This is a genomic window from Mesorhizobium sp. M4A.F.Ca.ET.022.05.2.1 (genome assembly GCF_003998845.1).
In the GTDB taxonomy this organism is placed as follows: domain Bacteria; phylum Pseudomonadota; class Alphaproteobacteria; order Rhizobiales; family Rhizobiaceae; genus Mesorhizobium.
In genome coordinates this window covers 20,462-41,374 of sequence record NZ_RZOJ01000007.1, presented here as the reverse complement: position 1 = coordinate 41,374, position 20,913 = coordinate 20,462, and the positions used below count along the sequence as shown (strand labels likewise).

The following is a 20,913-nucleotide window of genomic DNA, read 5'->3' as shown; positions in this document are numbered from 1 at the left end:
CCACTCTCGGCCGTTGGCCGTCTCTTAGCGTTTCGCCGGCGGAGCGGCGAACCGCTCTATGTCTTGTTTAAGCAATTCCGGACGGAAAACCGCCCCACTTTTCCTGGGATTGCTCTAAACCGCGCTTTCGCCGACGCTTTGTGGCGCCTTGTGCTTCGCGCCAAAGCTGAGCAAGGCGGTGCGTTCGCGCTCCTCCGCCTGCTTTTTCGACCTGACCCGCATCATGTCTTTCCAACCGATATAGCCGACGAGCCGTTCATCCCCGCGTGAGACCACAGGCAGGTGCGAGACATTGGCGGTGAGCAGCTTGTCGGAAAGCGCCTCCAGATATTCGTCCGGATAAGCGAGCGTGATCTTGCTGCCGGCAAGTAGCTCGCCGAGCGTCGCCTTGCGATGCTTGCCGGCGCGCCGCCAGCGCAGGATCGCCGGAGGATCGATGACGCCGAGCACATGGCCCGCTTCATCGATCACCGGGAAGCTCGGATGCCGCGTGTCCGGCGCGGTCAGGAAGGTTGCCGCGCCATGCAGCGTCATCGTCGCCGGCACGCTCTCGACCTTGGTCGTCATCACTTCGTTGACCCTGGTCAGGGCGAACGGATCGACGCGGTATTCGCGCACGAGATGGTGCCCGCGCCGCGCCACCTTCTCGGTCAGGATCGAGCGCTTCATCAACAGCACGGTGACCGCGTGCGCGGTGGCGCAGGCCGTGATCAGCGGCACCAGAACATGCGTGTTGCCGGTGAGCTCGGTGGCGAAGAAGGTCGCGGTCAGCGGGGCGCGCATGGTGCCCCCCATGGTCGCGGCCATCGCCAGAAGCGGCCAGAAGCCGGGACTCGCCTCGGGCAGGACGCCTGACAGCACCGCCCCCATCGCGCCGCCCATGATGAGCAGCGGCGCCAGCACACCGCCCGATGTCCCGGATCCCAGCGCTACCGACCAGATGATGGCCTTCACCACCAGAAGCAGCAGCGCAGCAGCCGCGACGGTGCGGCCGTCGAGCATGCTGGCGATGTTGTCGTAGCCGACGCCAAGCGCGTGCGGCTCGATCAGGCCGCCGATGCCGACCACCAGGCCGCCGATCATCGGCCACCACATCCAGTGGATCGGCAGTTTCTGGAAAGCGTCCTCGCACCGATAGACCATCTGCGTCAGCAGTCCCGAGAGCAGGCCGGCGCAGATGCCGACCAGCACCCAGCCGCCCAGTCCGGTGACCGACGCTTCCATGCTGCCGGAGAAGGGAAAGATCGGGCCTGGCAGATGCAGCAAGGTGCGCTCGACTTCCGCGACGATCGCCGCGACGGCGACCGGGATGAAGCTGCGCGGTGTCCATTCGAACAAAAGCAGTTCGACGGCAAGCATGATCGCGGCGATCGGCGTGCCGAACACCGTCGTCATGCCTGCGGCCGCGCCCGCCACCAGCAGCGTCTTGCGCTCATTGTCGCTGACCGGCAGCATCTGCGCGATCAGCGAGCCGATGGCGCCGCCGGTCATGATGATCGGGCCTTCAGCGCCGAACGGTCCGCCCGAGCCGATCGAGATCGCCGACGACAGCGGCTTCAGCACCGCGACCTTGGCGTCGAGCCGCGAGCGTCCGAGCAGGATCGCCTCGATGGCTTCTGGAATGCCGTGGCCGCGGATCTTCTCGCTGCCGAAGCGTGCCATCAGCCCGATGATCAGCGCGCCGATCACCGGCACGATCACCGCGGCGAGCCCAAGCGGCGTATCTTCGAGCTTGAGTTCGGCAAGCGAGAACTGGCCGAAATAGGCGATGTTGGTGGCAAGCCTGATGAGCCTAAGGAGCACGATGCCGGCGAACAGCCCGGCAGTCGCCACCACCACGGCAATGGCCGCGATGACGAGCACGCGCGGATCGGTCGTGAAGTCACGGAGATGGCCGTTGCCGGCGTGAGCGGATTTCATTTTGGGAACCTGAGCTTTCTGGCGACGCAAAGGCCGTCCGGTTTCAGCCGGCCTCATATCGTAACACGATATAACTCTTCAAGCCGTTTTCGCGCCCTGCTCCGCGTCATTTTGGACCGGGATCGCGAGGGCCTGTTGAGCTTTTGCGGGAAAGGACCATAAGTCGGGGATGACACCGCCGAAACCACGTCCCGCCATCAGCCAGGCCGACTACCAGCGGCTGTCGCAGTTCCGTTATTTGATCCGGCGCTTTCTCGAATTCAGCCAGGTTCAGGCCAACGAGGCGGGTCTCACGCCGCGCCAGCACCAGGCGCTGCTGGCGATCAAGGGCTTTCCAAACGGCGGACCGGTGGCGGTGGGCGATCTCGCCGAGCGGCTGCGCATCCGCCACCATAGCGCGGTGGAACTAGTGAACCGCCTTGCGGAGGCAGGCCTGGTCATACGCGATCAGGACAAGAGCGATTACCGCCGCGTCTTGCTGCAGCTCACCCCTTTGGCCGACGATCGTCTGGCCGAACTGTCGGCCGCGCATCTTGACGAGCTTTCGCGCATAGAGCCGATGCTGCGCCGTCTGCTTTCCCGCCAGGAAGAGACCTAGATCAAGGGGAAGTGGCGGGCTGCGAAGGGAGGATCGCAGCCCGCCAGGCCGGCCTCGGGAGGACGAGGCCGCTTTAGGCCTAGCGTCCTGCCTTTTTGCGCCAGGCCTCATACTTTTCCTGGTTTTCCGGTTTCGTGCAGGGATAGAGCCCGATGATCGACGCGCCGCTCCGGACCTCCTCCAGGACGAAATCCTCGAAGCTTTCCATTCCGGTGCATTCCTCCGCAATCTCGTCGGCGAGGTGAGCCGGGACCACCATCACGCCGTCCTTGTCCCCGACAAGGACATCGCCAGGGAAGATCGGCGCATCCCCGCACGAAATGGGCACGTTGATGTCCAGCGCTTCATGATGTGTCAGGTTGGTTGGCGCCGACGGCCTGGCGTAGTAGGCGGGCATGTCCAGCGCGCCTATGCCTTCCGCGTCGCGGAAGCCGCCATCCGAGACCACGCCCGCCGCGCCGCGCAACGCCAGCCTCGTGATCAAAATAGAGCCCGCTGTCGCAGCCCTGGCGTCCTTGCGCGCGTCCATTACGAGGACGTGGCCGGGTGGGCAAGTCTCCATCGCAACGCGCTGTGGATGCTCCGGATTCCGGAAAACGGTGATCGGATTGCGATCTTCGCGCGCGGGAATGTAGCGCAGTGTGAATGCCGGGCCGACCATGTTGTCCTGTTTGGGCGCAACCGGAACGACGCCCTGAATGAATTGGTTGCGCAGCCCTCGCTTGTAGAGTGCCGTGGCAATGGATGCGGTGGATATCTTCTTCAGCTTCGCTCGCGTTTCGTCAGATAAGTTGTGTTCGCTCATGCTTTCCTCGAGTTCACTTGGTTAGACCGTTTTGGCGATCGGCCGCGATGCTGCCGGCATCGCGCTCGGCGGCAGGGCCATAGCCGCCCCCACCGGGCGTTTCGACGACAAGCCTGTCGCCCGCGGGCACCAGCTGCTTGCCTTTGCCGTTGAGCGATCTGCCTGACTTCAGCGCGACTTTCCCCGGAGCACCGTTTTCGCCGCCGAAGCGTCCGCGTGCGGGGTTCTCGATGCGGTCGAGGGCTGCGTAGATGTAGAACGGATGGCCTTCGCGATGAGCGATCTCGATGCTTTGACCGAGACCGCCACGAAATTTACCAGCTCCGCCCGAACCGGCACGCAATTCCTTGCGCCAGAAGATGAGCGGGGTCAGGGTCTCGAGGATCTCGACAGGAACACCAGATACCCCCGACGGGAAGGCCGTGGCGTTGAGCCCATCCAGCCGCGAGCGGGCTCCGGTGCCGCCGGTCTGAACCGACAGCGCCGAGAAGCGTCGCGTCCCTGCAATACCTTGTGTGAGGCACGCGTCATGCGCGTCTTCAAGGATGAGATTCCACAGAGCTGACGCGCCCTCGGCCAAAACGTTCTCGGGAACCAGTTGCGCAAGACAGCCATAGACCACGTCGGGCAGCATCTGGCCGATGACGTGTCGCGACGATACCGGGGCAGGACGTTGGGCGTTGACGATCGTCGCTTCGGGAGCCGTGACGGTCACGACGGATAGCGAGCCCGAATTGTTCGGGACCTCAGGGAAAAGCGCGCAGGCGACCGCATAGGTCGAATAAGCCTGGGCATAGCTGATCGGCACGTTGATGCCGCGCGCTGAAAGGCCCGATGTGCCAGAAAAATCCACCGTGATGTGGTCGTCCGCAATCCGGGTCGTTGCCTTCAAGATGACCGGCCGGTCATAACCGTCGATCACCATTTCCGCCTCGGCCGTGCCTTTCGGAATTGCGGCGATCGCCTTCAGGGCTGCGTCGCGTGAGCGCCTGACAATCTGGTCGCAGAGGGCGGTCAGATCGGTAAGATGAAACTCATCCAGCATGTCCGCCAGCCGGCTCACTCCGGTCTGATTGCAGGCGGCGAGGGACATCAGATCGCCTTCGAGTTCAGCCGGGTAGCGCGAATTCGAGCGCGCGAGGGTTATCAGGGTTTGATCGATCTCGCCCGCCGTGATCATTGCAAGTGGGGGGACATAAAAACCCTCCTCGAAGACATCGCGGCCGTCCGGGCCAAAGCCAATGCCTCCCACGTCCATGAAATGACAAGTCGATGCAAAAAGTCCAACCAGATGGCCCTGATGGAAGGCGGGCGTTACCGCGACGAAGTCATGCAGATGGCCCGTCCCCATCCAAGGGTCGTTGGTGACATAGACATCACCCTCGCGCATCGTGCCTGCGGGATAGCGGTTCAGGAAGTGCAGCACCGAGGCAGCCATCGTGTTGACATGTCCGGGCGTGCCTGTCACCGCCTGCGCGATCATGCGGCCGTCTGGGTGGAAGTAGCCGGCAGAAAGGTCGCCCGATTCGCGGACGATCGGGCTGAATGCCGTGCGGCGTAAGGCCTGGGCCTGTTCCTCGACAACGGCGATAAGGCGGTTCCACATGATCTGGAACTCGATCTCGCCAATCTGCTGGATTTCAGGGCTGACGGTCATTTGTCGCTCCCTTGCGATCGGACTGTCGGGCCGCTTGTGCGGCAAGATTGGTCAGGACCAGATGGCCGAACGCATTGCATTCGACACGAAAGTCCCTCGGAACGACCGTGTTGGTCTCCCGCTCGGTGATGACGAGCGGCCCAGTCAGGATGATGCCCGGGCCAAGCTCGGAGCGCTCATAGACAGGAGCGTGGACGGTGCTGCCATCGATTTCGGTGAAGGGGGTCTCGCCCGACGGTTCGATCTTCCGACAGCTGCCATTTGAGGCGTCATCCGCCGCGAGGACAGGTTGTTCGGCAGATGCGGTTACCGCCCACGTGAGAACCTCAATCTCGTGATTGGGCAGGAAGCGACCGAAGACCTCTTTGTATCGACGATCGAATGCCTCCTTTAAAGCCGCGCCGTCGATCCCGCCATCTGCCGCGAATGGCAGATCGACCTCGAGTTCGTGGCCCTGCCCAACATAACGCAGGAACGCTGAGACATGCGCCTTGATGGGTTGGCCCCCAGCTGCCGGAGCAACCACGGCGCTGGCCTCCTGCTTCATCTGTGCGATGAGGTCGGCAGTGGCAGCATTGTTGACGCGGTCCAGCCGGCTATGGCGGCTCCGCACGACCTCGTAGGCCAAAGGGGCCTCCAGAAAGCCGATGGCAGATCCGACGCCGGCTCCCTTGGGCACGATCACATTGACCAAGGACAATTTTCTTGCCAGTTGCGCTGCGTGCAACGGAGCGGCGCCGCCAAAGGCGATCATTGCGCGGCGCCGCAGGTCCTTGCCGTGCTCGGCGGCATGGACCCGGCTGGCGTTTGACATGTTCTCCTCGACGATCGCGGTTACCGCGGCGGCGGCCTGGACGGGCGTCAACCGCAACTTATCTCCTACCTCGCTGGATAGCGCTTGCTCTGCCAGGTCGCGCCGCAAGACCATGCGGCCGTCAGCGAATTTTCGGGTGTCGATCCGCCCCAGCACGAAATCACCGTCGGTGACAGTCGGCCGACGGCCGCCGATTCCGTAACAAGCCGGCCCTGGCTCCGAAGAAGCACTCTCAGGACCGACCGTGAGGCGCCCCATGCTGTCGACCTGGGCGATCGAGCCGCCTCCTGCGCCGATCTCGACCATTTCGATCACGGGTATCCGGACCGGCAGGCCCGAACCCTTGAGGAATCGCTCGGTCCGATCCACCTCGAAGCTGCGCGATTTCAGCGGCTGGCCATGGTCGATCAGACAGATCTTGGCGGTCGTTCCCCCCATGTCGAATGAGACGATCGCGTCAAGGTCGCATTCCTTAGCGATCTTGGCTGCGAGGATTGCCCCACCGGCCGGGCCGGATTCGACCAAACGGATCGGGTAATCGGCGGCCTGGTCGACGGTCGTGAGACCTCCGCCCGAGGTCATAAGCAGGATCGGCGCGTTGAGTCCCTTTTGCGCCAACTCAGCTTTGAGCCGGCCAAGATAACCGGCCATGATTGGACGGATATAGGCGTTAGCAACCGTGGTCGAGGTGCGCTCGTACTCACGAACCTCGGGGCACGTCTCGGAGGAGATACAAAAATAAACGTCGGGCAGCATGGCCGACAGGATTTCCCGCACGCGCACCTCATGCGATGGATTCGCATAGGCATGGATCAACGAGATGGCGATCGACTGAACGTCTTGCTCCTTCAATGAATGCGCAAGTGCGACGACATGTGCGTCATCGAGCTCGAGCAGGACGCTTCCATCGGAGGCGACCCGCTCTGGTATGGTGAAGCGCAAGCCGCGGCCCACCAACGGCCGTGGCTTCTTGATGAAGATGTCGTACTGGTCATGTCGGCTTTCCGAGCCAATTTCGATCGTGTCGCGGAAGCCTTGCGTGGTGATCAGTGCCGTCTTGGCACCACGGCGTTCGATAATTGCATTCGTCGCCAACGTGGTGCCGTGGAGGAAGACGTCAAGGTCACCGAATCCAAGCCCCTGCGTTTCCAGCAGGCCCTGCACGCCGTCGATAACGGCGCGTTCGGGCGCCTGATGGGTCGTCAGGATTTTGGTCGAGGTGCGGACGCCGCCAATCTCGATCACGATATCGGTGAAAGTGCCACCGATGTCGGCGGACGCTCTGTTGACGCGGGAAACCATCAGCACTCCATTGTCGGCAGCAGTTTTCATATTTGTAATTTTTTCGATTAGTTGTCAATCAATCTTGCGCGCAGACTGACGCACAGAGCCTTCGATCGGGCCTGTCGGCGCCGGCCCATAGGGATTTGGTCGTCGCGGCAGCAGCTGGAACCCATTAAATGTCCGGCCACGATTTACAGTCAGCCAATTTTTCGACTATCTAACCAGCGAAAGGGAGTTGACAAATATGTAATTTTGCTGCCCGCTTTGCGCAGCGTTTGGCGCGCTTCGACAGATCAGGTCAGGCGCACGCAGACTGGAATGCAGGGATTTGGAATGACTTCTGGTTTTATTCCGCCGAAAGCGGTCAGACAATTTGGAAGCTGGATCGACGGCGCGTGGTCGGTGAGTCAAGGCGCGCAAAGTGTGTCGGTCAACCCGGCCAATGGCACGCCGGTTTCGCTGTTGCATGAGGCGGGGGAAGGCTTGGTCGATCAGGCCTGTGTGAGCGCTCACGCTGCCTTCGAGGCTGGATGGCGCCTATCGAGTGGGGAGCAACGCTCCAACGTGTTGCTGCGAACCGCCAGTCTAATTCGCGAAAATGTGGATGAACTGGCCTGGTTCGAAATGGCCGAAAGCGGCAAGCCGCACAAGCAGGCGAGGCTCGAGATCGAGCGGTCGGCCATGCTGTGGGAATTTGCCGCCACGCAGGCCCGCTCTCTTACGGGCGACAGTTTTGGCGGCCTGGGTAAGGACTATTTGGCCTTGACACTGCGCGCGCCAGTCGGCGTGGCTGGCATCGTGACGCCCTGGAACTTTCCGTTCTTGATCATCAGCCAGAAGCTGCCGTTTGCCCTTGCAGCCGGCTGTGCGGCTGTCGTGAAGCCATCGGAGCTGACTTCCGCCACGACACTGCTCTTGGGTCCTATCCTCAAGCAGGCGGGCCTGCCCGATGGGGTGTGCAACATCGTGACCGGCAGCGGCAGGGTGACCGGGGAGGCTTTGCTTAAGCACCCGCTGGCTCGAATGATCTCCTTCACCGGATCGACGGCGGTGGGCAAACACGCCATGGAAATCGGCGCTCGGGTATTGAAGAAGGTTTCACTCGAGCTAGGCGGCAAGAACGCCCACATCGTCATGAATGATGCCGATCTGGGAGCCGCACTCGACGCCGCCTTGCATGGAGCCTTTCTCAACGCCGGCCAATCGTGCAATCAAGGCGGTCGTATCCTGCTTCAGAACGGCATCGCCAAGGATTTCACGCGAAAGTTTATCGAGGCCGCACGGTCCATCCCCGTCGGCGACACGCTGCGCGACGACGTGCTGATGGGTCCAATCATCAGCGAAGCGCAGTATCGCAAGATTCTAGGCTACATCGAGATCGGCAAAGCCGAAGGCGCGACGCTTGCCCTTGGCGGTACGTATCGGGAAGAGGCCGGCGGGCGCTACATCGACCCGACCGTTTTCACCGAGGTCGCATCCAGCATGCGGATTGCCCAGGAGGAAATATTCGGTCCAGTTTGCACCATCCAGACTTTCGAGACGCTAGAAGAGGCCTTCGCCATTGCCAATGGCACCGACTACGGTTTGTCGGCCGGCATATGGACGGGCGACACAGCCGCGGCGCTGAGGGCTGCACGGGAGCTGGAGGCCGGAACCGTTTGGGTCAACACCTATCTCGACGGACCCGCTGAACTTCCATTTGGCGGCCTCGGCGCGAGCGGGATCGGGCGCGAGGTTGGCCGCGTCGGATGCGAAGAGTTCATGGACATCAAAACTGTCCAATTGCGCAGCGGCGGATATCAGCCACGTTGGATCGGCAAGGCCATCTGAGGTGAGGGTGAAGATGGACAAGGAATATGACTTTATCGTTGTTGGCGGCGGCTCGGCCGGCTGCGTCGTGGCTTCGCGCCTGAGCGAGGATGCCGGCTCACGCGTGCTTCTTGTCGAGTTCGGCAAGAAGAACGACGGTCCTCTGGTTCGCTGGCCAGCGGGCTACGCCAAACTGCAAGGCCCGAGGTTTCGCTACGAGTGGGAAACGGTTCCGCAGCCGGCTCTCAACAACAGGCGCATGCTTTTCCCGCAGGGCAAGGTCCTGGGCGGCGGCTCATCGGTCAATTCGATGGTCTACATCCGAGGCAACCGTCGCGACTACGATCAGTGGCGCGACTTGGGCAACGAGGGATGGGGCTATGATGATCTGTTGCCCTATTTCCGCAAATCCGAGGACAATGAGCGATACCTCGACGATTACCATGGTCAGGGCGGGCCGCTTGGCGTGTCCGACCAGCGTTCGCCGATCGACCTGACGCGGGTCTATATCCGCGCGGCGCAACAGGCTGGCTACCCCTACAACACCGATTTCAACGGCGCTCAACAACATGGGGTCGGTTATTATCAGGTCACTCAGCGCGCGGCACGTCGGTCGAGCGCCGCGCAGGCCTTTATCTATCCCAATGCCAATCGCAAGAACCTGACCGTGCAAACCGAGGCCCGCGTGCTTCGGGTGTTCGTGGAGAACGGCCGCGCGAGAGGCATCGAGGTCGCAATGAAGGGACAGACAAGCCGGATCGAGGCCAGGTCCGAGGTCATCCTGTGCGCGGGCGCAATCAATTCTCCAAAAATCCTGCTGCTTTCAGGCGTCGGACCAGCCGCCGAACTCATGCGCGCGGGCGTGAGGGCGATTCATGATCTGCCAGGCGTCGGCAAGAATTTGCAGGATCATCTGGACGTCTATTGCTGTGCCAGCCTCAGGGAACCGGTATCCTATAACGGTCACGACAAGGGCCCGATGGCGGCTTGGCACACGCTGCAATTTCTGGCCTTCGGCACTGGCCCGCTCACGTCGAATGTCTGCGAGGGTGGAGGCTTCGTATCGACTGATGGGAACACAGATTGGCCCGACATCCAGATGCACTTCCTTCCCGCCTACGTCATCGATCATGGCCGCGTGCAGGTCAAGGGCCACGGAATGACCCTCAACACCGCCTATCTTCGACCCGAAAGCCGCGGAGAGGTGATGCTGGCGTCCGCGGATCCGGCGGCCGAGCCGATCATTGATCCGAAATACATGACGCATGAGCGCGACTGGGCGCACACCGTCAACGGGTTCAAGATTGCTCGTGAAATCCTGTCACAGCCCGCTTTCGCCAAGATCTACAAGGCCGAACACTTGCCTGGCGCGCAACGAACGAGCGAGGAGGATTTGCGTGCCTATGTTCGAGAATGGAGCAAGACCGACTTTCATCCTGCAGGGACCTGCAAGATGGGTTCCGACGAAATGGCTGTTGTGGACACCGACCTCAAGGTCCGCGGCATCGACGGACTACGGGTCATCGATGCTTCTATCATGCCGACGCTGGTCTCAGGCAACACCAATGCGCCATCGATCATGATCGGCGAGCGTGGCGCCGATGCGGTGAAAGGGCGCAAGTTGCCGCAGCAGCACACGCTCGCTCGAGAGGTGCAGCAAAAGCTTCCGGCCCACCCGGCTACTTGACGGCAGCGACAAGCTCGATCTCGACGCTGGAGTTGCGCGGCAGTTCGGCAACGCCAACCGCGGAGCGCGCGTGATTGCCACGTTCGCCCAGCACCTCACGCAACAAAAGGGTCGCAGCGTCGGCCACGCGGGGCTGGAGATTGAATCCCGGTGCCGACGCGACGAATACTGTCATCTTCAGGATCTGGACGACATTGTCCAGACCGCCGACGGCATGCGCGAGAGAGGCAAGCGCGTTGCGCATCGCAAGGTCAGCCGCTTCCTTTGCCTGTTCGAGCGTGACATCCGATCCGACCTTGCCCGGGTGGAGATCCTCATCGCCGGTCTTGGGCACATTACCGCTGACCCAGGCCTGGCCGTCGTGCACCAGAACCGAAGTGTAGCCATAAGCGGGGGGTTGGTAGGCCGGGATCTCGTATCCGTTGTAGGTGAAGGCACCTGTCATTGTTGTCATTCCTCCTATGGGCCCCGCGGTGCGTCTGGCGGGCCCCGTCTCTCGTGAGCACCGCTAACATTTGCAAATGGGGGCGAGTTGCTGGACTTATCCGGAGAATGTCGGACATGTGTCACAAAAATCGCTTGCTGTAAAACAAATTAGCTGACAGGTTACAAATATGTGCAGGCCCCAAGCCCCGGCAGAGCGATGAAGCTCAAATTGGCAGACCAGGTCTATGGCGCTCTTCGACAATTCGTCGAAGGCGGTGAGTGGCCAGAGGGCACGCGGATACCGCCGGAGACCGAGCTTGCGAAGAACTATGGCGTGTCGCGGCCCGTCGTGCGGGAGGCTTTGATCAGGCTCAGAATGGAGGGCTTGATCGGATCTCGCAAAGGATCCGGGAACTTTGTGATCGGCAAAAATGGCCTGGACTCGGGTGGCTACAGGCCAATCGAGAACATAGCCGACCTCATCCAGGCGTTTGAATTTCGATTCTCCGTGGAATGCGATGTGGCTGCTTTCGCGGCGCTGAGGCGGACCGACGAGGAGTTGGAGGAAATTCGCATTGCCTCCGCCGTCGTCAGGAAACAGTCGAACGAGGAGACCTTCGGCGATGCCGATTTCGGATTCCATCTGGCGCTGTCCCGAGCAAGTCGAAACGCAATGTATGAGACCACGCTCAGCATGCTGCGCACGCAGATCGTCTTCGGGATGCGGCTCGTAGGAGAATTCTCTCAACAACAAGCGGCAACCCGGTCCGAGGCGATCTTCGAAGAACACGAGACGATCGTCGACGCCGTTGAAGCTCGAGATGCCGACAAAGCACAGTTGGCAATGGGTCGGCATCTCATGAACTCACGACGCAGGATCCTCGGCTTCGAAATCGCAAGTGATTGGCAACCCTCATTGGGCACCGGGCCGTCGATCCGAAGGGGGCAGAATTGAAGCGGCCCCTCCGTCCGCCGTGCTTGCGGTCCTGCCGACCGCGATCGCTCGGGCGTGGCGCTCCCTCGATCGCAAATCTGTGCATTCAGCCTGCGTTTTCCAGCGCGATTTCGGCCGCCCCCGATCCGGCGGCCCTGTGAAAGGTTAGCTTATGTCTTCGTTGTCCATCGATAGCGTTTACAAATATTACGGCCCCAACCTGTGCGTCTTGAAAAACATCAACATTGACGTCGCATCCGGCGAGTTTCTCGTCCTTCTCGGACCATCGGGCTGTGGCAAGTCGACGTTGCTCCATGCAATCGCCGGCCTTCATAGGATCAACGCCGGCGAAATCCGACTTGGGGAGCGCGTCCTCAACGAAGTCCCATGTCAGCACCGCGATATCGCGATGGTGTTCCAGTCCTATGCGCTCTATCCCTCGATGACCGTCGGGCAGAACATCGCTTTTCCGCTGGAGATGCGAAAACTGGCGAAGCCGGAACGTGACAAGGCGGTTTCCGACGTCGCCAACCTGCTCCAAATCAGCCATTTGCTGGATCGAAAGCCGGGACAGTTGTCTGGCGGGCAGCGGCAGCGGGTAGCAATTGGCCGCGCATTGGTGCGAGAGCCAAGCCTTTTTCTTTTCGACGAGCCACTATCGAACCTCGATGCTCTTCTGCGTGTCGAAATGCGGACCGAGCTGAAGAAGCTGCACCACCGAATGGGTCGAACCACCGTCTACGTGACGCATGACCAGATCGAGGCCATGACGCTGGCAAACCGCATCGCCATCCTGGACAAAGGTGTCGTTCAGCAACTTGGAACCCCAGGCGAAGTCTACAATCGACCTGCCAATCTCTTTGTCGCAACTTTCATCGGCAGCCCGCGCATCAACCTTTTGCCGGCGGTCAGCAAGGGGGGGAGGGTGGTGCTGGAGGGGTCAGGAACAATCCTGCCGGCCCCGCAGGAATTCGCCTCGGCTTTGGGCGAGGACGGTCGCAGGGTCACGGTCGGAATCCGGCCGGAGCACTATGGCCTGGCAGAGGGTAACGCCGCGAGCGAGAAGACCGTCGACATCGAGGTCGACGTCAATCTGATTGAGCCGACGGGATCAGACGATGTCATTTTGTTTCAGCATTCCGGCGTGGAACAGTTGGCCCTGCTGCGGGCAGGGCATGTGAGCCAGAGCGGCAGGGCGCGGCTGCGTGTTGACACGTCACGGATCAGCGTCTTCGACAGCGGCTCCGGCGAGCGCCTTCAATGAGCCTGGATGCAGATATCTGCATGGCAGCTTCCTGGCCTGGAGACGCATCCGTCGCCCGGTCACCATGGGGGCAAATCATGCGCCGCACCGGGTGCCCATCGGCACCAGCCCACGCGATCGGCGTTACAGGTGTCTGGCGCCAAGCCGGAACTGTGCGGGCCAGCCAGCCCGCAGGTTTTGTGCCCGTATTCAGCATGCGCAAAGCGCACCACTTCCAAAGTCTCGATGCTGCTGACGGATCCTTCATTTCGCCTTCAGCTGCTGTCGATCCCGCATTGACGATAACAGCCCAAGCCGTGCGCGTAGGCGATCGGCTGACATCCATCCTCATTCATCAGGAACCTGTGCAATGACAAAGCAACTTCGATGGGGACTTGTCGGCGCAAGCCGCATAGCCGCCGAGTGGATCATCCCCGCGATCAGGGCGACGCCAGGAAACGAAGTGGTTGCCGTCCAGGGCAGCAACGCGGCGCGTGTGAGCGAATATGCCCGGGCCAATGACATCCCGCTTACCTGCGAGTCGCTTGAGGACCTGCTCTCGGCCGGTGTCGATGCGGTCTACATCTCGAACACCAACGAAAAGCATGCCCCGTGCGCCATAGCGGCGCTCAATGCTGGCAAGCATGTGTTGGGTGAGAAGCCGATGGCCATGACCGAACAAGATGCCGAGGAAATGGTTTCGTTGGCAAAAGACAAAGATCTTGTCTTGGCGATCAACCATCATTTGCGCGGCATGAATAGCCACCGCAAGCTACGTGAACTTGTCGAAAGTGGCGTGCTCGGCGACCTTGTCGCGGTTCGCGCCATGTTCGGCGTTCTGCTGCCCCAGGACAATCGCGGATGGCGCACCGATAGCGCTTCGGCCGGAGCAGGCGTCTTCTTTGACCTGACCGTTCATGACGCAGATACCCTGCACTTCATACTGGGTGAGAAATTTGTGCGCGTTGCTGCTTTTACTTCCAACAACGGCATCTCTGCCAAAGGGATTGAAGATGGCGTAGCCACAATAGCCCAAACGGCGTCTGGGCTCACAGTCCAGATCACGGAGAGCTTCGCGATCGAGCATGCTCGAACAACCCTCGAATTGCACGGCACCAAGGCCTCTGTCTTTGCCGATGACGTGCTGCTGCAGCGGCCCGGCGGCAGGCTGGAGCTGAGCGTGCGAGGCAACCGCCAAGAAATTCCGATCGAGCATGAAAACGCCTACCCCCGTGTCATAGCGGCCTTTGCCGAGGCCGTCAGGGGCGTCGGCCGCCCGCTTGTCTCCGGCGAGGACGGTCTCACATCCCTTCGATTTGCACTTGCCGCGCGGACCGCGGCCTCAACAGGTCGAGTGATCGAAATCTGACCGCTTCACGTGTGCGGATCGCGCCACCGGATCGCGCCGGGAGCATCATCCGAAGGATCCAATCCGAATGACGATTGTTTCAAAGGCCGAACTGAGCTCTGCGCTCGCAGTGCTCCCGCGTGTGCCGCTGGCGCATCTTCCGACGCCTATCGACTACTGCCCCACGCTGACAAAGCGCCTCGAAGGACCGAGGATCTGGATCAAGAGGGATGACTGCACCGGTGTCGCCTTCGGCGGCAACAAGGTCCGGCAACATGAATTCATCCTCGGTGACGCGGTTAGTCGCGGGGTCGACGTGGTGATCCAGGGCGCCGCGTCTCAATCAAATCAATCGCGCCAACTCGCCGCAGCTGCTGCGCGGCTTGGCCTGGACTGTATCCTGATGCCTCGCAAGGACGCCCACTACGATCATGTTCAAGGCAATCAGCTTATCGCCAGGCTCTTCGGTGCCAAGATCGTGCCCGTGGACGCAACGGCTTCGCTGAAGCAGGCCAAGGAAGATATGGCGGCAAGGCTGAAAAGCGAAGGCCGAAACCCGGCTATCCTCGGTATGGGATCGCAATCCGCGCTGAGCTTGGCGGCGGTCGCCTATGTCAACGCGTATCTGGAGATATCTTCTCAGTTCGAAGCGCTGGACGAAGCGCAGCCCACTTACATCTATGCGACCTCTCAGGGAAGCACGCAGGCCGGCTTGCAGGCGGCGGCAATGCTGCTTGGGCATACCACTCAAATCCGCGGCATCAACCCGATGGACAGCCGCAACGAGGCCTATGAGTTTCCTTCCGCGATTGCCGGTCAGTGCGAAGCGGCGGCGCGTATCCTCGGGTTCGATTTGTCGGTCCCAGTGGAAGAAATCAGCAACTCCACCGATTGGGTGGGTGCCGGCTACGGTCTCCCCTCGGCGGATGCCCAAGAGGCGTCTGCCCTGCTGGCCCGAACCGAGGGTATCCTTGTCGACCCGGTGTACTCAGGAAAAGGGCTCTCCGGTTTGCTTGGCGATATAAGGTCTGGCCTTCTGACGGCGAAGGACCGCGTGGTGTTCATCCATACAGGCGGACTGCCAGCCATTTTTTCTTACGCCGACGCCATTCTGGCTTGTACCTAGATATGACCGTCACGAAGCTGACGAGCTGGTGTTGACCGGCCCCAGCCTTTGCCAATTCGGTGGGACATCAAATCCCAGGATACGATGGCGCGACTGAAGCAGATGGTTCCGCATCGCGTCAAAAGCCGCTTGCGCGTCACCCGACTTGATTGCATCGACGATCAAGGCGTGTTCGCGATAAACGGTCTGAGCTCTTGTGGTGCTGCCGATCAGCGAGAATTCGCCCACCAGGCGCATACCCAAAAGTATCTGGGGATTGAGCATCGACAGCGTCGCTTCGAAGAGCTTGTTCCCAGTGCCCTTGGCAATCGCGATGTGGAATGCCAGGTCAAGATCACCGAAATCACTCTCGCTCAGATCGCTTTTGAACTTCTCATGCGCGGAGATAATCTCAGCCAGATCCTGCGGTTTGCCCCGCAACGCGGTGAACGCCGCAGCATCGCACTCAATCGTCAATCGGAACTCGAACGCGCTGATAAGGTCTGCAACATTCTCGATAGGGCTGTAACTTCGCCTCGGTGCCCCGTTGGCGGCAATGACCACGCTGCCTGAACCGCGACGGGAGTCGATGATCCCCTCGCTGCGCAGCTGCACCAGGGCCTCGCGCACGACGGGGCGTGAAACACCGAAGCTTGCCGCCAGTTCGGTCTCGGTAGGCATGCGTGTGCCTTCGCGCCACTCACCCTCGTCGATCTGACGACGCAAACCGTCATAGACGCGCTTTGAGAGCTTGATGCGCTCATCATTTGGAGCACCCATTCGCAAAATCCGCGTGATTCTCGCAGTTGTCTTACAAATCTACTCAAGCAAACGCGGAAAATCCATAACGTGAGCATCGGCCCGGACGTCGTCCGCGGCAAATCAACGGCTGCTGGCCGATCGACTGCCGCCATCTGCGCAATCGAAACTAGAGCACCGTCCCCGCGCCAAACATTGTCAGCAGTTTGTCGGCTACCGCTTTTCCGAGAACAGCATGTTGTTGGACGTCCAGGTGGATACCGTCTACCGGACTGACGCTAGTGAACTGCGCGGCGTTCAGATATTCGGCGCCGAAATGGGATGCGACATCCTTGTATTTTCCAGCCAGTTGGCCCGATTTGATGCCTCCGCCAGAAAAAATCTCGCCGAGGAATCCGACTTCCTCGATTGGGGCGGGAGCGATGACCAAGATGCGTGGATCGGTTCCTCCGGGACCCGATTTGCCGGACAAGATCAGCTCGATCAACGCGACCAAACCCCGAGCGATGTCTTCCGAAGTAAGGCTGAAGCGTGTTTTCAGATCGTTGGTGCCGAGCATCAATACGATTGCGTCCAGCGGACGGTGGGTGTCGATGCATGGCTTGAGGTAGGTAAGTCCGTTGCGCGAGGCGCCTTCGATAGGATCATCGAGAGTTGTCGTTCGACCGGGAAGGCCCTCCTCGATTAGGCGGAAGCCCTTTCCCAAGGCTTCCGCCAGAACGCCTGTCCAGCGCGCCGCCTCATCAAATCGCTGACTATCGAACCAACTCTTGGCTGGAGCAGAGCCATGGGTGTTGCTGTCGCCGTAGCACAGAATGCGCCTCAATTTTGTCATCGATGTCGGACCATTCGCTGCTGCGGCAGTTTTCACATGACGAGCCCGTCGCATCACGCGATGCGACCAGCCGATGTCATGGCGTCGCCTTGACTTGGTTCCAAAGGTCAGTGCGCTTGGTGGGATCTTCGTCCGGCTGCATCCAGAAGATCTTGGTGCCCGCCGGTATGGTATCGGTGGACGTGACCGAATTCGCGTAGCCGGATTTCTCGGTTAGCTCTGCGGCGATCTTCTTGCTGATTACGAAGTTGATCCACTTCAAAGCCAGATCATAGGAGTCGCCCTTGGCCCCGCTCGTAACCGCCCATGTATCCACCCAGGCGATGACGCCTTCCTTTGGATAGGCTTGCTTATAGTTCAGGCCGCCGGCTGCGAGAGCCTTAATCTGCTGATCCGCGTAAGCACCGAAAATGATCGGCGCATCATTGTTCTGAGCCAACTGAACCGAATCCTGCACGAACGTGTAGAAGCTCGCGGAGTTATGCTTCAGGTCTACCAGCTTCGGCATGGCATCCTTGAACTGCTGGTCAGTCAGATGAAAAGGCGTCTGCACGCCGTTCATGATTGCCGCTGTGGCGAACGCACTTTCGCCGTCGTCATAGAGCAGAACCTTGCCTTTGTACTGAGGATCCCACAGCACCGACCACGAGGTGGGCGCCGGATTCACCTTTGCGGGGTCATAGATCAGCGTCATCGGGCTGAAGGCATAGGGAATAAGATAGGTCTTGCCGTCGTGAACCGCGCCGGCGATCTTGGAAAGATCCTGGAACTGGGGCAATTGGCCGGCATGATTCGGGATCTTGGACAGATCGATCGGCTGGAGCAGTCCCGCTTCGTAGTATCTCTGCATGCCAGCTGCAGCTGTCGCAAAGATGTCAAAGTCCTTGCCTTGGCTACCCTGGATCTTGGCCCACATCTCGTCGTTGGACCCTGCAAAAACCACTTCAACGGTCGCGTTGTTGTCCTTCTCGAACTGCGCGACCCATTCCTTGTCGGCGTAACCGTCCCACGTCAGGATGCGTAGCTTGCCCCCGGCGTTTGCCGGTCCGGCAATGGCAAGTGCAAGGACGGACGATACCGCCAGCAGCTTCCCGATTTCGCCGAACAACTTTTTGTACATTCTCATCTCCTCTGGAAGGTGTTCCCACATCGTTGATCACTTGAGGCTGCCGCATTTTGGTCCGAGCGCGGTTCTGGTTCTTCTCGGCTAAGGATGTTGGTTGTGAAAGGTGCTCCCGCCGAGCGACTTGCTTTTGCTCCGGCAGTCTAGCTCCCACACCATGCGAACGGATCGGCTCGACTAATGTTAGTGCATGCAGCGTGCAGTCCGCAATCCGAAGAGTCAAGGGGTGGCGGTGGTTTTTTGAGCTAGGCCTTCATTAGCGGATCTCGCAACTTTTCGTGAACGGCCCCCGTCCGCACAATTTAATCTGAACCTCGGCGAGCGCCAGAAAAGGCCAGCTCAGCGGCTGAACCTGTCGGTGAAGAAGCCTCTGTCCATTGCGATGAGCAAGCTTCTTTCGGGGCTTGGCGGTGCCGACTTGATAGCGTTTTAACGGCACGATTCCGGGTGCGCAAAGCGAATTTGCAGTATTGCGTTCTGCATGCAATTCAGTATAGGTGCGGCTCATGATTGGCGGCGGTGGCATCGCCGACGCGATCCGCCAGGATAACGGGTTGCAGAGCCTAACCGGCTAATTGGGAAATGCTTATGAGCGACCACCCTCTTATCGAAATGAGAGATATCGGCAAGACCTATGGCAGCCACACGGTCTTGCGCAATGTCAACCTTGACATCGGCCAAAACGAGTTTCTTGTGGTTGTGGGACCCTCGGGCTCCGGCAAAACGACAATCCTTCGCATGATTGGCGGATTTGTCGAACCAACAATCGGGGACATATTTCTCAACGGATCGCGGATCAACGGCATCCCGGTCAATCGCAGGCCGTTCAACACTGTCTTCCAGGACTATGCCCTTTTCCCACACATGACGGTTGCTGCCAATGTCGGCTATGGGCTCCGGGTCAAAGGGCTGGCCGCCGACGAGATCAACAAGCTGGTTGCGCAGACGCTCGACCTGGTAGGGCTGGGCCAGCTCGGGTCGCGCTATCCTGCGCAGATGTCTGGCGGACAGCGGCAACGAGTGGCCTTGGCGCGCGCCCTTATTTGCAAGCCGCGATTGGTCCTGCTGGACGAGCCGCTCGCCGCGTTGGACGCCGGCCTACGCCACCAGATGCAGACGTTCCTGAAATCCATTCAGCGCGAAATCCAAACCTCATTCCTGTTCATCACCCACGACCAGGAAGAGGCCATCAGTCTGGCCGATCGCATTTGCGTCATGGATCACGGGGAGGTTGTGCAGGTCGGCCGGCCGGAAGAGGTCTACTATAGACCTTGCAATCGCTATGTCGCGGATTTCTTCGGTGACAACAATCTCGTTGACGCGCAGGTGAAGACAGTCAACGGCGATGGCGTCGCTGTGGAGACGCCTTTTGGGATGGCGGTGGCTCGGGGCGATCAAGGGATGCATTTCAACGCCGGCGAGGCGGTGACGCTTGCGGTGAGACCCGAGAACGTTGAGCTTCTCGGAGCAAACGGATCCGCACCGGCCGGGCACGTCAAATCAGTTTCCTTCGTCGGGCCGTTGTCGCTTGTAGAAGTTGAATCGACCAAGTCGCCCGGTGCGACCCTGCACGTTAAACAACTCAGCAGCCAATTGGCTGCGCCGTTTAAAATAGGCGCCGGCGTGACAGTCTCGTGGAAGGGCAAAGAGACGTGGGTCATCCGCAAGTGAACTCCAGGAAAACTCCAGAGCTGGGATCCGCCCGAGAGGCGCGGCTAATCAATAGCCTCGTTGTCATCGCCTATGTCTTGCCGATCGCTTTGATCCTGGGGCCATTTTGTATTTTCTTCGTCGTCAGCTTCGGACGCGTTGAGGCCTCCGCCGTCGTTATCGACTTCAACCTGTCGAACTACGTTCGGATTTTGGCGGACTCTACCGTCCGCATGGTCATTGGACGGACCCTCGTAATAGGCATTGCGACAGCCCTTGTATGCACTCTGGTCGGTTTTCCGGCCGCCTATTTGATGAAGATTCTTGGCCCGACGCGGCGCTCTCTTTTAATGGTGGCGTTTGCTGTGCCTTTGTTGATGAGCTACGTCATCAAGATCTATACAGTTCGCAATCTGCTTGGCACAAATGGCGTCATCAACCATTTCCTGATGGCCTCGGGCCTTGTCTCCCAACCGCTCGAATTCTTCACGCTAAGCTACTACGGGGTCTTCTTGACATTGACCTCGGTGTTGCTGCCGTTTGCCGTTTTTCCGATTTTCCTGTCCCTTGATCGCATTCCGGCAAGCTTGGTCGAAGCGGCCGCCGACCTGGGCGCCAGTCGCACGCGCATTTTCTGGACGGTGATATTTCCATTGAGCCTGTCGGGGGTGGCAGTTTCGCTGACATTCACGTTTGTGCTGGCGATCGGTGATTTCATCACCCCGGAACTGGTTGGCGGGCCTAACGGATTCACACTTGGCCGCATCATCTTCAGTCAGTTCGGTCTCGGCTTCAACTGGCCGTTCGGTGCCGCTCTCTCAATTTTCATGATGATGATTGTCACGGTGGCTCTGGCATTGGCTACTCGCATCCGTCCACCTGGAAAGGTGACATTTTGAAGTCCGCAAGCTCCACG

The 20,913-nt window shown here is 60.2% G+C and carries 18 protein-coding genes; 9 read left to right on the top strand and 9 right to left on the bottom strand.

The window, feature by feature from the left end:
• Positions 1-114: 114 nt before the first annotated feature.
• Complete coding sequence (locus EN745_RS02035) at positions 115-1,920, bottom strand: chloride channel protein (protein WP_127420407.1); 1,806 nt, start codon at positions 1,918-1,920, stop codon at positions 115-117.
• Positions 1,921-2,089: 169 nt separating this feature from the next.
• Here EN745_RS02035 and EN745_RS02030 point away from each other — a divergent pair, with 169 nt between their 5' ends.
• Positions 2,090-2,518, top strand: coding sequence for a MarR family transcriptional regulator (locus tag EN745_RS02030; protein ID WP_127420406.1), 429 nt, complete (start codon positions 2,090-2,092; stop codon positions 2,516-2,518).
• A gap of 79 nt (positions 2,519-2,597) precedes the next feature.
• Here EN745_RS02030 and EN745_RS02025 read toward each other — a convergent pair whose 3' ends face one another.
• Genes EN745_RS02025 through EN745_RS02015 form a run of 3 tightly spaced genes read right to left on the bottom strand, consistent with a single transcriptional unit; the run spans position 2,598 to position 7,126 of the window.
• Positions 2,598-3,323 (bottom strand): ribonuclease activity regulator RraA, encoded by a 726-nt coding sequence (locus tag EN745_RS02025; protein WP_127420405.1) that lies wholly within the window; start codon positions 3,321-3,323, stop codon positions 2,598-2,600.
• 13 nt (positions 3,324-3,336) lie between these two features.
• Positions 3,337-4,980 (bottom strand): hydantoinase B/oxoprolinase family protein, encoded by a 1,644-nt coding sequence (locus EN745_RS02020; RefSeq protein WP_127420404.1) that lies wholly within the window; start codon positions 4,978-4,980, stop codon positions 3,337-3,339.
• A complete protein-coding gene (locus tag EN745_RS02015) occupies positions 4,964-7,126 on the bottom strand; it encodes a hydantoinase/oxoprolinase family protein (protein ID WP_245487599.1) in 2,163 nt (720 codons plus the stop codon). Before EN745_RS02015 ends, EN745_RS02020 begins: the two co-directional genes overlap by 17 nt.
• A gap of 285 nt (positions 7,127-7,411) precedes the next feature.
• Here EN745_RS02015 and EN745_RS02010 point away from each other — a divergent pair, with 285 nt between their 5' ends.
• Together EN745_RS02010 and EN745_RS02005 are read left to right on the top strand one after the other, a co-directional pair.
• The gene (locus EN745_RS02010; protein WP_189362924.1) at positions 7,412-8,908 is read left to right on the top strand and encodes an aldehyde dehydrogenase family protein; all 1,497 of its coding nucleotides are present in this window, start codon (positions 7,412-7,414) and stop codon (positions 8,906-8,908) included.
• Between the two features lie 13 nt (positions 8,909-8,921).
• Entirely contained in the window at positions 8,922-10,574 is a 1,653-nt protein-coding gene (locus tag EN745_RS02005; protein ID WP_127420402.1) for a choline dehydrogenase, read from the top strand.
• Here EN745_RS02005 and EN745_RS02000 read toward each other — a convergent pair.
• Positions 10,567-11,019 carry a RidA family protein gene (locus EN745_RS02000; protein WP_127227935.1) on the bottom strand — a complete coding sequence of 151 codons (453 nt, stop codon included), beginning with the start codon at positions 11,017-11,019 and terminating at the stop codon, positions 10,567-10,569. The genes EN745_RS02005 and EN745_RS02000 overlap by 8 nt on opposite strands.
• A 198-nt stretch (positions 11,020-11,217) precedes the next feature.
• On the opposite strand from EN745_RS02000, the gene EN745_RS01995 reads away from it, so the two are divergent.
• The 4 genes from EN745_RS01995 to EN745_RS01980 all read left to right on the top strand — a co-directional run bounded on the left by EN745_RS01995 (position 11,218) and on the right by EN745_RS01980 (position 15,651).
• On the top strand, positions 11,218-11,955 hold the full coding sequence (locus tag EN745_RS01995) for a FadR/GntR family transcriptional regulator (protein ID WP_127420401.1): 738 nt from the start codon (positions 11,218-11,220) through the stop codon (positions 11,953-11,955).
• Positions 11,956-12,106: 151 nt separating this feature from the next.
• Positions 12,107-13,198 carry an ABC transporter ATP-binding protein gene (locus EN745_RS01990; RefSeq protein ID WP_127420400.1) on the top strand — a complete coding sequence of 364 codons (1,092 nt, stop codon included), beginning with the start codon at positions 12,107-12,109 and terminating at the stop codon, positions 13,196-13,198.
• A gap of 349 nt (positions 13,199-13,547) precedes the next feature.
• Complete coding sequence (locus tag EN745_RS01985; protein WP_127420399.1) at positions 13,548-14,546, top strand: Gfo/Idh/MocA family oxidoreductase; 999 nt, start codon at positions 13,548-13,550, stop codon at positions 14,544-14,546.
• Between the two features lie 67 nt (positions 14,547-14,613).
• Positions 14,614-15,651: a pyridoxal-phosphate dependent enzyme gene (locus tag EN745_RS01980; RefSeq protein ID WP_127420398.1), complete on the top strand. Its 1,038-nt coding sequence runs from the start codon at positions 14,614-14,616 to the stop codon at positions 15,649-15,651.
• 9 nt (positions 15,652-15,660) lie between these two features.
• On the opposite strand, the gene EN745_RS01975 is transcribed toward EN745_RS01980, so the two are convergent.
• The 4 genes from EN745_RS01975 to EN745_RS01960 all read right to left on the bottom strand — a co-directional run bounded on the left by EN745_RS01975 (position 15,661) and on the right by EN745_RS01960 (position 18,855).
• Entirely contained in the window at positions 15,661-16,410 is a 750-nt protein-coding gene (locus tag EN745_RS01975; RefSeq protein ID WP_127227929.1) for a FadR/GntR family transcriptional regulator, read from the bottom strand.
• Positions 16,411-16,558: 148 nt separating this feature from the next.
• Positions 16,559-17,260, bottom strand: coding sequence for an SGNH/GDSL hydrolase family protein (locus EN745_RS01970; protein ID WP_210213721.1), 702 nt, complete (start codon positions 17,258-17,260; stop codon positions 16,559-16,561).
• A gap of 40 nt (positions 17,261-17,300) precedes the next feature.
• The gene (locus EN745_RS01965; RefSeq protein WP_189362923.1) at positions 17,301-18,344 is read right to left on the bottom strand and encodes an extracellular solute-binding protein; all 1,044 of its coding nucleotides are present in this window, start codon (positions 18,342-18,344) and stop codon (positions 17,301-17,303) included.
• 259 nt (positions 18,345-18,603) lie between these two features.
• Positions 18,604-18,855 carry a hypothetical protein gene (locus EN745_RS01960; RefSeq protein WP_127420396.1) on the bottom strand — a complete coding sequence of 84 codons (252 nt, stop codon included), beginning with the start codon at positions 18,853-18,855 and terminating at the stop codon, positions 18,604-18,606.
• A gap of 80 nt (positions 18,856-18,935) precedes the next feature.
• Between EN745_RS01960 and EN745_RS01955 the strand changes: the two genes are divergently transcribed.
• Both EN745_RS01955 and EN745_RS01950 read left to right on the top strand, forming a co-directional pair.
• Positions 18,936-20,018, top strand: a complete 1,083-nt coding sequence (locus EN745_RS01955; protein WP_245487597.1) for an ABC transporter ATP-binding protein — start codon at positions 18,936-18,938, stop codon at positions 20,016-20,018.
• Entirely contained in the window at positions 20,015-20,896 is an 882-nt protein-coding gene (locus EN745_RS01950) for an ABC transporter permease (RefSeq protein ID WP_189362922.1), read from the top strand. The genes EN745_RS01955 and EN745_RS01950 overlap by 4 nt, the downstream gene beginning before the upstream one ends.
• The last annotated feature ends 17 nt before the right edge of the window (positions 20,897-20,913 follow it).